Origin of the sequence: Turicibacter sp. TJ11 (genome assembly GCF_021497505.1) — a bacterium.
Classification (GTDB): domain Bacteria; phylum Bacillota_I; class Bacilli_A; order MOL361; family Turicibacteraceae; genus Turicibacter.
In genome coordinates, this window is sequence record NZ_CP069349.1 from 77,992 (window position 1) to 92,168 (window position 14,177).

Genomic DNA, 14,177 nt, shown 5'->3' on the forward strand with positions numbered 1-14,177 from the left:
GATTGATTTCATATGGGGGAATGAAATCGAGGAATTACGTGAAGGGAATGTATTATCGTTGCACCACTAGATCAACAATCTAGTGGTTTTTTTATTGATTAAGACATTAAAAAGATAATTATCATTAATTGAACGATTCAAAGAAGTAAGAAGAAATATCATGGTCATCATCATTATAAAATGAGCAGTTAATCTTTTCTAAAGAACGACCATTTAAAGGATAAACTTTTATAAAATATAAATCCTGAGATAAATCTTCAAGATACGTTTGATCATTGAATGTTAATTTTAAAGTGCTCGCTTGTAAGTCTTCATTTAATCCCCAAAGAAGTAAATAATTTGAGGATTGATACATTTGACAGCGATTCACCTGTGCTCCTTTAGGAGCTGAAACCATATTAGAGAGATTGTATCGCCAAAATAAGATGGCATTCGGTTCATAGATGGCAATATCAAGTTGATTAGTAGCTAAGTCCTGAAATAAAATAAATTCATTCTTTTCATAGTGAATCTGATCGATTAGATAAATCTCATGATTTAAACGAGATTTTAAATCATCATCCATTGAAGTGACTGTCGTAGTCGTGATGTAAAGAGCAATTAAATCTAAACTAAGAATAAGAAGTAAACCAATGATTAATCGAGACTTAATGTAATTTAGCATAGTTCCTCCTAAGTCATAACTTTTGATAAACTATATGCTAATGACAACAATTATATTTTAAGGTAGTGGAATGAAAAATTAATTAAGTTTTTGAGAATGGGGTGAGTGGATGGATGAAATGAATAATCACATTAAACGCGCTGAAGAGTGTGAAAGAGGTAGAGTAGCCACATTTTTAGTTGAACAATTTAAAAAGGAATTTTCTCGATTCTCTATAGAAAAAGAGCTCTTAGTTGAATTATTTAGTCGAGCTATGCGAACTCAACAATGCTTTATTCTGACGGATTCTCATGAAGTGATTGGGCTAATTACTTATTCAACCCGTGATCAAGCCTCGTTTGAAATAAGCATGAAGGAAATAAAAGAGATACTAGGGTGGAAGTCGTTACAAGTTTATTTTGATGTGGTGCAGAAAGAAAAGAAGGTGGGTAATCATCAGATTTATATCAATACACTCGCTGTTCATCCAAAGTATCGAAGATGAGGGATTGGAACTCAGTTATTGAAATTTTTAATCGATGAGATAAAGGGAAGTGAATACTTACTAGATGTCTTATCGACAAATAAAGAAGCCCTTCGTTTATATCAGCGATTTGGATTTAAAATAAACGTAACAAAGAAACAAAAAATCTTACTTAGGCTAAGATTAACGCGAACCATTTCAATGAAATACAGTTCGGATAATAGATGACAATAAATGACAATCATCGCTGTTGCTGCTTATATGGGAATGTAATATAATAAAGGGGCAATAGGGGTGTGATTAGCAGTGAAAAAACTAGATTGATTGTGAGAGACCATTAGGAATGTTGCAATTAGTTTAGTTTTTTTCTTTTATTAAAATGAAGATAATCAGGAGAGTTTTTTGGTTTGCAAGAAGATGCAATCAGCTAACGAAAACAAACAACAAAAATTGACAAATGCTGAGGTTAAAACTCGTTATAATCAAATATGAAATGACAAATTTATTATTTCTAGTTAAGTTAGTAGATGAATTGAAATTCATTATTCCCGCTTAAGAAGTAATAAGATAGGTAGTTAAGTGATTTAAGATGCTAAGATTCGTTTTAAATACTTATCAAGTGAAAATGTAAGTAGGCTAGAGTTAATGACTTAAATGAAAACGAATGCTTTACATAAAGCATCATATGTTAAGATAATTTTAGACCATGTATTTTAAATAAGCTAAGAGATTGAAAAAGATTGGATGTGTGAAAATGACTAATGATGTATTTGGTGAGAAGTTAGTAAATCAAACTTATGTGGATCGTGAAGGAGTTTATGCTGTTATTTTAAATGATAAAAATGAAGTTGCAACGGTTCGGTTACCTCATGGTTATTTTTTACCTGGAGGTGGTTTAGAAGGTGTTGAAAGTAAAGAAGCGTGTTTACGTCGTGAATGTATAGAAGAACTTGGCTGGAACATTGAAATTAATCAATTTGTTTGTAAAGCCTCAAATTATTATTACTCCAACTATCGCCATCTTTATTTACATGCAACAGGTCACTTTTACTTGGCAACGAAATTAGAACAGATCACGCAACCAATTGAGCGTGATCATGAGTTAGTGTGGCTCAGTTTAGATGAATGTTTAAGTCAACTTCATCTCGATCATCAGGCCTGGGCAGTTAAAAAAGCCATGCAGTTAATCTAAAGAAACACCACTACAAAATAAAATCTTTTTTTATTGAAATGAAGCTATTAATTTTGTTTAAAAAAGTAGACGAATAAAATTTTAAAAACTATTATGCCATGAATTAATCTATGTTATAATAGTAGAAATATTTGAAAAGGAGTGAGTTTGCATGTTAGAAATCTTAAAATCTAGACGTCAAAAACTAGGGGCAAATATTAAGGATAATTCATTATTAATCTTATTATCAGGGGAAGCACCGGTTCGTTCAGGTGATCAATTTTATGAGTATACACCACATCGTAACTTTTATTATTTAACGAATTTAGATCGTCCTAAAATGGTTTATGTTTTACGTAAAATTAATGGGATAATGGAAGATTACTTATTTATTGAAACTGTTTCAGAAGTGGAAGAAAAGTGGACTGGAAAGCGTATGAGTGCTGATGAAGCAAAAGAAATGTCAGGAATTAAAAATGTATTTCCTGAAAGTGAATTACGCTCCATGTTAGGTCGTTGGTTATTGAATGACCCTTTTGAGAATGCTTATTTTGATTTCGAACGTGGATCATATCATCACCAAGACACAATTCAAGTTCAATTTGCAAAAGAATTAAAACGCCAATATCCGTTTTTACACGTTCAAAATATTTATCAAGCTATTACTGCACTACGTTTAATTAAATCTGAAGATGAAATTGCTAATATGCGTACAGCGATTGAAAAGACACGTCTTGGAATTGAAAGTTTAATGAAAAATTCAAAACCAGGAATGTATGAATATCAGTTAGAAGCACACTATGATTTTACAATTAAAACAGAAGGTGTTAAAAAGACATCTTTCCATACCATTGCAGCAGCGGGAGAAAATGCGACAGTCTTACATTACGATAGAAACGATTCAGTTTGCCGTGATGGGGATTTAATCTTATTTGATTTAGGATGTGAGTGGAAGTATTATTGCTCAGATATTTCACGAACATTCCCTATTAACGGAAAGTTCACGGATCGTCAACGAGCAGTTTACCAAGCGGTATTAGACGCTCAAGTGGCAACGATCGAAATGATTAAACCTGGTGTCTCATTACAAGATTTAAATGAGTTTGCACGTAAAAAATTAGCTGAAGGCTGCAAATCATTAGGATTAATTGAGAAAGATGAAGAGATATCAAAATACTACTATCATGGAATTGGTCATTACTTAGGATTAGATACTCATGATGTTGGTGGTCGTGGAGGTGTATTACAGCCAGGTATGGTCATTACCATTGAACCAGGATTATACATCGCTGAAGAAGGAATTGGAATTCGTATCGAAGATGATATTTTAATTACAAAAGATGGACATGAAAATTTATCAAAAGATATTATTAAATCGATTGAAGACATTGAAGCATTCATGGCTTAAAAATAAAACAGAATCAATAAAAAAGGGAGAACAGTTTATTGTTCTCCCTTTTTCATTGATAACGTTGATAAGAGGATTGAGTTGGAGTATGAAAAATAGTTTGAGCAAATTTAACGAATAATTTACTAAAAGGTAAAAATAAAATAACAGTTGATAAGTTAAAAAAGAGTTGTGAGTTTGCAATTTGTCGTTCCGGTGTGGCACTAAATATAGCGGTAAACTCAATTAATAAATCAATAAATGGTAAGAAAAGTAGTGTTCCTAACATATTAAAGGTAAAATGAATTAAAGCTGCCTGTTTACCTGCGGTATTTCCTCCTAAGCTAGAAAGGATGGCTGTTAAACAAGTTCCAATTTCATGACCAAATAAGATAGGAATAGCTGTATGAAGCGTAATCGCCCCTGTTGAAACAAGAGAGATTAAAATGGCGGTAGAGGCAGATGAACTTTGAATTAAAAATGTAATCGACATTCCAAGTAAAATACACATTAATGAACTTCCTTGAACATTAAAAATTAATCGTTGAAATAAATCAGATGATACGATGGGATTCATTGATAATTTTACAACTTCAAGTCCTAAAAAAAGTATCCCAAAACTAAAAAGAAAATGCCCAATGTGATAAAATTTTTTATTTTTAGAAAGGATCATAACGATAGCTCCTAAAAGAATAAATCCAGGAATAAAGTCGGTAAGGTTTAAAGTAATAAGCTGAGTCGTAATCGTCGTTCCCAAATTTGCTCCCATTATTACCCCTGTTGCTTGCAATAGTGTCATAAGTCCAGCATCAACTAATCCCACGACTAATACAGTAATAGCGGAACTGCTTTGTACAAGTGCGGTAAACAAACAACCGATTAGTGCACCTTTATACGGTGAAGTAATAGTAGTCGAAACAGTTTCTTTAAGTTTATCACCAGCTAATGCTTTCAACGCGTTGCTCATTTGTCTCATTCCATATAAAAAAAGGCCAAGCCCAAAAAATAAACGAATAATAATTAGTAGTACGTTCATTGTTTTCACTCCTATTGATGATTTTGTCTTTAGAGTGTACGTGTTTCGGCGATTAATTAGTCCATAATTTCTTCGACGAAATTGAATAAGCTGCTTAGTTTTAAGTCATAATAAGTCAGTTTATTTAAAAGAGGGAGATGTTTGACTGATGAATCAGATTTTATTCAAAGTTGTTGAGTTAGAGGAAAGATTAAGGGCAACACTGGAAAACGGAGGCCCTATTGATCGCATAGTGAGTGAGGCTCAACTTAAGACATTAGACTTTTTTAAATATCATCCCATTCGAAGTCATGAAGAAGCACATGAGTTATTAACCGCAATGGATTTAGTGTTTGGAATCAAAAGTTAATAAAAAAAGAAGCTAAGACGACTAACCTTAGCTTCTTTTTTTATTATTTTTTAAAATTATCTTCTAAACTTAAAATATATTCAGCGATATTAATAGAGTGATCACCGATACGTTCAAAGTTCGAAATTGCGTCTAAGAAGACGGCACCGCTATGAGCGTTACATTTGTTTTGACTTAGACGTTGGATATGTTTATCACGTAATAACTCTTCTAAGCGATCAATGTTTTCTTCAAAGATAACCGTGTCATTTGCTTTTTCACGATTATTGTTTTTGTAACTCGCATAAGAAGAGTTAATTGATTCTAGAGTATAGTTATACATTAATTTTAATTCTTCTAGTGCATCGTTTGTAAATTTAAGCTTACTAGTTGAAACCTCTTCGGCTAATTCAGCAATATTTTTACTGTGGTCTCCGATACGTTCAATATCACTCACAATTTTAATCATTGACGTAATACGGTTTGTATCAACCTCTGTAATATCATGAGAAGAAATTGAGACTAAGAACGTAGATAAATCACGTTCTAAGCGGTTAATTTCTGATTCATTCTCATAGACCTTTTTAAAATCAGTGGCTTTACCGTCAATTAAAGCATTCGTTGCAAGTGTTAAGTTTTCCTTTGCTAAATCATACATAGTTAAACTTTCTTGGAATGCTTGTTCAAATGCAATCGCAGGTGTTTCAAGGAAACGGCGATCCAAGCGATTAATTGTTGGTTGTTCACCTTCGTTATCTTTAAGTGCTAGATTAGCTAATTTAACAAATACACCTGAAAATGGGAGTAAGATAATGGCATTCACGACATTGAAAATTGTGTGAGCATTAGCAATTTGTTTATCAATATCTCCACCCATATAAACAACAACTTGTGAAAGAATATTAATCAATGGTAAGAAGATTAATGTTCCGATTAAGTTGAATGATAAGTGAATAAATGCAGCTTTCTTAGCAACTTTATTTGCGTTTAAACTTGATAATAAAGCAGTAACACACGTTCCAATGTTGTTACCGAATAAGATTGGAATTGCGACTTGTAAGCTAATTGCACCTGTCGCAGCTAAGGATAAAAGAATTGCTGTTGATGCAGATGAACTTTGTACAACCGCAGTCATCGCTGCTCCGACTAAAATTCCTAAGAACATATTTCCTTCTAAAGCTAAAATTAAGTCTTGGAAAAATGTTGTTTCAGCAATTGGGCTCATAGCATCTTTCATCGCTGATAACCCCATAAATAAAAGACCAAAACCAAAGATGATCTTTCCGATTTCTTTGCGTTTTTCTTGTTTCATAAACAAGATTAAGGCTGCCCCGATAATAATGAATAATGGGATGTAATCGTCAATTTTAAATGTGATTAATTGACCTGTAATCGTTGTTCCGATGTTCGCCCCCATAATAACACCTACAGCTTGGTATAAGCTCATAAGTCCAGCGTTAACGAAACCAACCACCATAACAGTTGTTGCACTACTACTTTGTATAATTGCTGTGACAATTGTTCCTACTAAAGCTCCTTTAAGTGGATTTGTAATGGCTTTATCGAAGAACGATTTTAAGCGTGATCCTGCGGCATTCTCAAGACCATCTCCCATAAACTCCATACCGAATAAAAACAGAGCTAATCCACTAAAAAGCCCTAGTAAGATATTAATGTATTCCATACAGTTACCTCCAAATTTTATCCTTTTCCATCATACTACAAAAACTTACAAATGAAAATAATATGTTTATAGATTAATCTTGTTTTAGATAAAAAATTATATTTTTTATTTAGTATGAATTTAAAAATTTATTGCTTTATTTTCAAATATTACTTTTAACCATTTATTGATCGAATGACCATTCTGTTTTCATCTTATTATTTTTGACTATCTAATCTCAGTTTTAAGAATTTTGCTGAAAAATATGTATGTAATATGAGATGAAATCGAAAACTAACCAGAGATTACCTGTTTTATAAGAGTTTGTAAGGACAATTATAAATAAGATTACTATATCATTTGGTTTTAGGGTGTGAATTTAGTATAATAAAATTAATTTGAAAAATGCAAATGACTTGAGTGGAGGAATTAAACCATGCAAAAGCCTGTTTTAAAGATATCAGAATTACGTGCAAACGTTGAAGATAAAGAAATTTTAAAAGGAGTAAACTTAGAAATTAAAGGTGGAGAAGTTCATGCGATCATGGGACCTAACGGAACTGGGAAATCGACATTATCTTCTACCATTATGGGACATCCAAAATACAAAGTAACAAGTGGAAATGTGACATTAAATCATGAGGATGTTTTATCAATGTCAGTGGATGAACGTGCTCGTGCAGGATTATTCTTAGCGATGCAATATCCTGCAGAAGTTCCAGGGGTAACAAACTCAGACTTCTTACGTACTGCGATGCAAACGCGTATGGAAGAAGGAAAAGATGTTCCTTTATTTAAATTTATTCGTGAATTAGATAAAAACGTAGAGAAATTAGAAATGCGTCAAGACTTACCACACCGTTATTTAAATGAAGGATTCTCAGGTGGTGAGAAAAAACGTAATGAAATTTTACAAATGTTAATGTTAAAACCTAAAATTGCGATCTTAGATGAGATTGACTCAGGGCTTGACGTTGACGCATTACGTATTGTTGGTCAAGCAGTTAACTCAATGCGTAGTGAAAACTTTGGATGCTTATTAATCACTCACTACCAACGTTTATTAGATCATATTAAACCTGATTTTGTTCATATCATGATGAAAGGTCGTATCGTGAAATCTGGAGGGCCAGAATTAATTGAGAGAATTGATCGTGAAGGATACGACTGGATTAAGCAAGAATTAGGAATTGAAGATGAGCGAGTAATTGTTGAAGATGAAAAACGTAAAGTGGTATCAATCGGAACATGTGCAACAAAAGAAATGTTAGACCTATAATCTAAGACTATCTTAAGAGAGTATTAATTAGATTAAATGTTGAAAGTTAGATGAAAGGGGTCAGATTGATGACGCAATTACCAAATTGGTTTAAAGAAATGCAAGAGCAAGCTAAGACTTTAGTGCCTTCTTTAAAATTACCAAAAGCAGACCGTACAACGATTAAAAACTGGGCTTTTGAGACGATTGAAGTAGGATCTGAAGTTAACGATAAAGAAAATAAAATTCCAGCAACAGTATCACATCTAGTCAATCATGATGAACAAAACATCGTGATTGTTTGTGATGGAGTTGTTGTATATAAAAAATTAAATGATTCATTTGATGGAGTTGTTGTAGCTGATTTAACAGAGGCGCTAACGACTTATGAAGAATTATTCAAGTCACACTTCATGAAATTAACACCGATTGAAATGAATAAGTTAGTTGCTTTACATGCGGCAAACTTAAATAGTGGATTATTTATTCATGTACCAAAAAATAAAGTGGTTCAAGATGTTTTAAATGTTGTTTATGTTCAAGAAACAGGTTCATTAATGAATCACACGCTAATTGTAGCTGAACAAAGTTCACAATTAAAATATATTGAAAATTATTATAATGATAAAAAATCAACGATCAACACGATTTCAGAAGTCATCGTTTCAGAAAATGCTTTAGTAGAGTATGCAGCGATGGATCGATTACATCAAGATTCAACCGTTTATCAGTGTCGTAAAACGGCTGTTGAAGCAAATGGACGCTTTTTACTGTCACTCGGTGCATTAAATGATGGAAATACTGTTTCAGAAAATTTAGTGGCTTTAGTTGGTCAAGGAGCAACAGCGGAAGTTAAAACAGTTGCTATTGCTGAAGGAGATCAAAAACAAAATATTACTGTTAATATTGAACATTTTGCTCCATATACAGAGGGACATATCGTTAATCATGGGGTATCAAAAGATAATGCTCAATTAACGTTTAATGGAATTGGTAAGATTAATAAAGGAATGAACGGATCAAATGCACAGCAAGAAAGTCGTGCGATGATTTTATCAGAAACGGCACGTGCGGATGCAAACCCAATCCTTTTAATTGATGAATATGATGTTAAGGCAGGACATGCAGCAGGTGTAGGAAAAATTGATGAAGAGCAATTATACTACTTAATGAGTCGTGGATTAACTCGTCGTGAAGCAGAGATCTTAATTATTCACGGATTCTTAATGCCATTTATTGATGACATTCGTAGCGAAGTCGTTAAATCAGAGTTTTTAAAGGTTATCGAACGTAAAATTAATGCTTAAAGAGGTGGAGACAATGTCAATCGATGTTAATCGTATTCGTGAAGACTTTCCTATTTTAAAGGAAACGATGAACGGACATCCATTAGTATACTTAGATAGTGGTGCTACAACGTTAAAGCCTCAAGTGGTTATTGACGCCGTAAATCATTATAATACAAAGAAAACATCTAATGTTCATCGCGGTGTTTATCAATTAAGTAACGATGCAACTGAGCTTTATGAAGGGGCTCGTGAAAAAGTTAAGCAATTAATTAATGCTAAAAAAGCAGAAGAAATTGTTTTTACAAAAGGGGCAACACATGCCTTAAATTTAGTCGCTCAAAGTTATGGTTTCGATCATTTAAAAGAAGGAGACGAAATTATCGTTTCCGAATTAGAGCATCATAGTAGTTTCTTACCATGGCAACATGTTGCACGTATTAAGGGAGCTGTTTTAAAATTTATTCCCCTAGATGCGTCAGGACAAATTACTGTTGAAAACTTTAAAAAAGTTTTAAGCGAAAAAACAAAAGTAGTGGCTATTAATTATGTTTCAAATGTTATGGGATATATCGCTCCAATTAAAGAAATTACTGCTTTAGCCCACGAAGTAGGAGCTATTGTTTCCGTTGATGCTGCACAAGCAGTCCCTCACATGAAAATTGATGTCCAAGATTTAGATTGTGATTTCTTATCATTTAGTGGACATAAAATGTGTGGTCCAACTGGAGTTGGATGTTTATATGGAAAATATGAATTATTAAACGCATTAGAACCGATCGAATTTGGTGGCGAAATGATTGATATTGTTGGTGAAGTGACATCAACTTGGAAAGATGCGCCTTATCGTTTTGAAGCAGGAACACCTGTTATTGCAGGAGCTATCGGACTCGGCGCAGCCATTGACTATTTAGAATCCATTGGTTTTGATCAAATTGCAGCACACGAATTAGAATTACGTAACTATGCAGTTGAGAAATTAAATGAATTAGGTGGCGTAACAATCTTTAATCAAGATGCAAAGACGGGAATTATTTCATTCAATATTGATGGTGTTCACCCTCACGATGCGGCAACTATTTATGATGCTGAAGGTGTTTGTGTTCGTGCAGGTCATCACTGTGCTCAGCCATTAATGGGATGGTTATGTCAACCCGCTACGTTACGTGCAAGTTTTTATTTATATAACACGAAAGAAGAAGTGGATGCATTTATTGAAGCCACTCGAAAAGGAAAGGAGTTTTTTGACGGTGTCTTTTTCTAATTTAGAACAACTTTATCGCCAAGTTATTATGGATCATTATAAAAATCCACGTAATAAAGGATTATTACAAGAGGATGGATATCATGAAGTTCATTTAAAAAATCCAACATGCGGAGATGATATTACCGTTCAAGTAAAAGTAGAAGATGGTAAAATCATTGATTTACGTCATGAAGGAACTGGATGTTCTATTTGTTGTTCTTCAGCTTCTGTGATGTCACAAACATTAAAAGAAAAAACATTAGATGAAGCTCAAACGATCACAAATAACTTCTATGAATTAGTTAAAGGTCATGAATTTGATGAAGATTTAGATATGGGAGATGCTCCAGTTTATCAAGGCGTATCAAAATTCCCAGCACGTGTAAAGTGTGCAACGATTTCATGGAAAGCAGCAGAACAAGCAATCAATGAAATGAAAAAATAACATAAAAATCATACCAAACCGAAATGGAGGGTTACTGGGTGAGTGCTGAAGTACAAGAGAAAAAAAATGAATTTGAAGGCCTTGTCACAGACTATAAATATGGCTTCAAAACCGAATATAAAAATTTAAAAGATACAGGGAAAGGAATTTCTGAAGACGTTGTTCGTGAAATTTCTACCATTAAAGGTGAACCTGAATGGATGTTAGAATATCGATTAAAAGCTTATACGCATTTTGCGAAAACACCTATGCCCGAATGGGGACCTGATTTATCAGAAATTAACTTTGATGATTATACCTATTATATTAAACCATCTGAAAAAACGGAAAATAGTTGGGAAGACGTTCCAGATGAAATTAAAGACACATTTGATAAATTAGGAATTCCAGAAGCAGAAGCTAAGTTTTTATCGGGTGTATCAACTCAATATGAATCTGAGGTTGTTTATCATAATAATCAAAAAGAACTTGAAGAAGCTGGTGTTATCTTCATGGATACAGATTCAGCTTTACGTGAATATCCAGATTTATTTAAAGAATATTTCGGAAAAGTTATTTCATATGCAGATAATAAATTCTCAGCTTTAAATAGTGCTGTTTGGTCAGGTGGATCATTTATTTATGTTCCAAAAGGCGTGAAAATTGAAAAACCGTTGCAATCATATTTCCGTATTAATACAGAAAGTATGGGGCAGTTTGAACGTACTTTAATTATCGTCGATGAAGGTGCAGATATTCACTATGTTGAGGGATGTACAGCTCCAACTTACTCAGCTGATTCATTACATTCAGCTGTTGTTGAAATTTACATTCGCAAAGGTGGGCGTTGTCGTTATTCAACCATCCAAAACTGGTCAAATAACATTTTAAACTTAGTTACAAAACGTGCCGTTTGTGAAGATTATGCACACATGGAATGGATTGATGGAAATATCGGTTCAAAAATTACAATGAAATATCCTGCTTGTGTCTTAAAAGGTGAAGGAGCAAAAGGAACAACGATTTCAATTGCTTTTGCAGGAGAAGGACAAATTCAAGATGCAGGTGCTAAAATGATTCATTTAGCTCCAAACACATCTTCAACGATTATTTCTAAATCATTATCACGTGGTGGTGGAAACGTTACTTATCGTGGAATTGTTGAGCATGGTAAAAAAGCTAAAGGTGCAAAATCACATGTTGAATGTGATACGATTATTTTAGATGAAATCTCAAAATCAGATACGATTCCTTATAATATCGTTAAAAACGATGATGTAACGATTCAACACGAAGCAACGGTATCAAAAGTATCAGAAGAACAATTATTCTATTTAATGAGTCGTGGATTAACAGAAGAACAAGCTACAGAAATGATTGTTATGGGATTCATCGAACCATTTGCTAAAGAATTACCAATGGAATATGCGGTTGAGTTAAATCAGTTATTAAAACTAGAGATGAATGGATCAATTGGATAATCTAAAAAGGATATAGATAACAATATTTATATACTTCTAAATTATTAATCTCATATTAAATAAATGATATAAAAAGGCTAATTCACTTGATGTAGAATTAGCCTTTTTACTTTAATTACTAGTTAAGTTGATTGTATGAATTTGTCGATAAAAGAGACACTATTAACGAAAGGAGTGATTTAAATGTGTGTAAAAAATGTTGGACGTATGGATGCTTATGTTCGTATTAGTGCTGGATTAATGATGATTAGTTTAGGAATCATGAAACATAGAGGTTGGATGGCAGCACTTGGTAGTATGAAAGTGGCTGAAGGTATCACACGTTATTGTCCAGTTTTAGATGCTTTAGACTTATCGACATTAAGTGATGAAGAATTAATTGATGATGCAATTGGAAACTGTGTCATTGATATCGAAGAAGATGATGACGACTATGAAGAGATGGAACATGAATGTTGTTGTCATCATCATGATCATGAAACTAACGCAACAACACAAGCGTAATAAAAAAATGAGTGCCGAGATGGCACTCATTTTTTATAGTGGAAAGTCATCAACTTCTAAGTCAAGATTTGGGTTAGTATTTGGTTCAGAGATTTCTTTTAAAGCCATTTCAGCACGTCCGTCTGTTAGTTGATGAATCGCCAAATCTCCAAGCGAAATCATTCCAACTAACTTGTTTTTGATATCAACGACAGGTAAACGACGAACTTGCTTATCAGCCATCAAAGAAATAGCTTCTCCAACCTCAGCTGTTTCAACTATCGTATGAACAGGTTGTGTCATGACGTCACTAACTTTTGTATTCATCGGAAGAATGTCAGCAAAAACACGTACAACAATGTCTCGATCAGTAATGATTCCAACAAGTTCAGAGGATTCATTAATCACAGGAACTGATCCAATATTATGTTTTTTCATAATTCTTGAGGCGTTTAGAACAGTTTCGTTCGGAGTTAGTGCTTCGATGCCATCAGTCATAAATTGTTTTATTTTCATATCTAGTACTCCTTGTATAAAAATTTCATTTTTAGTTTATACAATCCATCAAACGTTATGCCTTATTCAAACAAAGTTTCAAATGAATCAATTTTTGATCAGTAATTGTCACCAAATCTAGGCTTTTTGTATAGTTTATAGAGAGGTGATAATTGTGTTACATGTAAATAAAATTAACATTGAAGGTTATGAATTTTTAAGTTATGAGGTTGAGTTACCTAAGACAACATTGTTTGTTGTAGCTAATGAAGTCGGATACATCATGTGTGCAGCACTTGATATTGATTTCTTTAATAACTCAGAAAAACTTCGAGCACGAAAAATTATTGCAGGACGCGCAGAAGGTGTCCGTAGTATTGAGCAATTGTTAGAGGCTCCTTTAGCAAAAGTCACAATTGCTTGTGATGAACTAGGAATTAAACCTGGTACAATCGGAAAAGATGCATTAGTTCTAATGGCTAAAAGTGTAGAAAAGTAAATAATGAAAAAAGTGTCTGATTCTTCTAGAAAAGACACTTTTTTTATATATTTTTTGAAAAAATGACTAAACTATATAGAAACAGAAATGTATTTTATCATTGTATATCAGTCTTAGTTGAGCAATTACTTTAATACTGAGGCAGACTATAGTCCAGCTAAAAGTTTTCCGATATGAAAAACTTATCTGGACTTATATAGTTATTGAGTAATATTTACCATTATTATAGTTATTTTATTTTTACAATGGAATTAAGTTTACATTGAGTTTATGAAACTATAGTATAGTTTAAC

Annotated in this window: 16 protein-coding genes; 12 read left to right on the plus strand and 4 right to left on the minus strand. The window is 33.0% G+C overall.

Going from position 1 to position 14,177, the window contains the following annotated elements:
• Positions 1-124 precede the first annotated feature (124 nt).
• Complete coding sequence (locus JRC48_RS00400) at positions 125-664, minus strand: hypothetical protein (protein WP_235069906.1); 540 nt, start codon at positions 662-664, stop codon at positions 125-127.
• 109 nt (positions 665-773) lie between these two features.
• Between JRC48_RS00400 and JRC48_RS00405 the strand changes: the two genes are divergently transcribed.
• From JRC48_RS00405 to JRC48_RS00415, 4 genes are all read left to right on the plus strand, one after another.
• Positions 774-1,148, plus strand: a complete 375-nt coding sequence (locus JRC48_RS00405; RefSeq protein WP_235069907.1) for a hypothetical protein — start codon at positions 774-776, stop codon at positions 1,146-1,148.
• 18 nt (positions 1,149-1,166) lie between these two features.
• Positions 1,167-1,355, plus strand: coding sequence for a GNAT family N-acetyltransferase (locus tag JRC48_RS12725; RefSeq protein ID WP_370630375.1), 189 nt, complete (start codon positions 1,167-1,169; stop codon positions 1,353-1,355).
• Positions 1,356-1,881: 526 nt separating this feature from the next.
• Complete coding sequence (locus JRC48_RS00410) at positions 1,882-2,319, plus strand: NUDIX hydrolase (protein WP_235069908.1); 438 nt, start codon at positions 1,882-1,884, stop codon at positions 2,317-2,319.
• Positions 2,320-2,470: 151 nt separating this feature from the next.
• Complete coding sequence (locus tag JRC48_RS00415) at positions 2,471-3,706, plus strand: aminopeptidase P N-terminal domain-containing protein (RefSeq protein WP_235069909.1); 1,236 nt, start codon at positions 2,471-2,473, stop codon at positions 3,704-3,706.
• 52 nt (positions 3,707-3,758) lie between these two features.
• Here JRC48_RS00415 and JRC48_RS00420 read toward each other — a convergent pair whose 3' ends face one another.
• Entirely contained in the window at positions 3,759-4,721 is a 963-nt protein-coding gene (locus JRC48_RS00420) for a Na/Pi cotransporter family protein (RefSeq protein ID WP_235069910.1), read from the minus strand.
• A 148-nt stretch (positions 4,722-4,869) separates the two neighbouring features.
• Between JRC48_RS00420 and JRC48_RS00425 the strand changes: the two genes are divergently transcribed.
• Entirely contained in the window at positions 4,870-5,070 is a 201-nt protein-coding gene (locus JRC48_RS00425; protein ID WP_235069911.1) for a hypothetical protein, read from the plus strand.
• Positions 5,071-5,113: 43 nt separating this feature from the next.
• Here the strand turns inward: JRC48_RS00425 and JRC48_RS00430 are convergent, their stop codons facing one another.
• Positions 5,114-6,733, minus strand: a complete 1,620-nt coding sequence (locus JRC48_RS00430; protein ID WP_235069912.1) for a Na/Pi cotransporter family protein — start codon at positions 6,731-6,733, stop codon at positions 5,114-5,116.
• Between the two features lie 415 nt (positions 6,734-7,148).
• Between JRC48_RS00430 and sufC the strand changes: the two genes are divergently transcribed.
• From sufC to JRC48_RS00460, 6 genes are all read left to right on the plus strand, one after another.
• Entirely contained in the window at positions 7,149-7,991 is an 843-nt protein-coding gene (gene sufC, locus JRC48_RS00435; protein WP_235069913.1) for a Fe-S cluster assembly ATPase SufC, read from the plus strand.
• Positions 7,992-8,059: 68 nt separating this feature from the next.
• The gene (gene sufD, locus JRC48_RS00440) at positions 8,060-9,277 is read left to right on the plus strand and encodes a Fe-S cluster assembly protein SufD (protein ID WP_235069914.1); all 1,218 of its coding nucleotides are present in this window, start codon (positions 8,060-8,062) and stop codon (positions 9,275-9,277) included.
• Positions 9,278-9,281: 4 nt separating this feature from the next.
• Positions 9,282-10,520, plus strand: a complete 1,239-nt coding sequence (locus tag JRC48_RS00445; RefSeq protein ID WP_235070972.1) for a cysteine desulfurase — start codon at positions 9,282-9,284, stop codon at positions 10,518-10,520.
• Positions 10,507-10,947, plus strand: coding sequence for a Fe-S cluster assembly sulfur transfer protein SufU (gene sufU / locus JRC48_RS00450; protein WP_235069915.1), 441 nt, complete (start codon positions 10,507-10,509; stop codon positions 10,945-10,947). Before JRC48_RS00445 ends, sufU begins: the two co-directional genes overlap by 14 nt.
• Before the next feature lie 38 nt (positions 10,948-10,985).
• Positions 10,986-12,407: a Fe-S cluster assembly protein SufB gene (gene sufB / locus JRC48_RS00455; RefSeq protein WP_235069916.1), complete on the plus strand. Its 1,422-nt coding sequence runs from the start codon at positions 10,986-10,988 to the stop codon at positions 12,405-12,407.
• 183 nt (positions 12,408-12,590) lie between these two features.
• Positions 12,591-12,911 carry a DUF2892 domain-containing protein gene (locus tag JRC48_RS00460; protein WP_235069917.1) on the plus strand — a complete coding sequence of 107 codons (321 nt, stop codon included), beginning with the start codon at positions 12,591-12,593 and terminating at the stop codon, positions 12,909-12,911.
• A 33-nt stretch (positions 12,912-12,944) separates the two neighbouring features.
• On the opposite strand, the gene JRC48_RS00465 is transcribed toward JRC48_RS00460, so the two are convergent.
• The gene (locus tag JRC48_RS00465) at positions 12,945-13,406 is read right to left on the minus strand and encodes a CBS domain-containing protein (protein ID WP_235069918.1); all 462 of its coding nucleotides are present in this window, start codon (positions 13,404-13,406) and stop codon (positions 12,945-12,947) included.
• 154 nt (positions 13,407-13,560) lie between these two features.
• On the opposite strand from JRC48_RS00465, the gene JRC48_RS00470 reads away from it, so the two are divergent.
• On the plus strand, positions 13,561-13,884 hold the full coding sequence (locus tag JRC48_RS00470) for a YunC family protein (RefSeq protein WP_235069919.1): 324 nt from the start codon (positions 13,561-13,563) through the stop codon (positions 13,882-13,884).
• Positions 13,885-14,177: the final 293 nt, after the last annotated feature.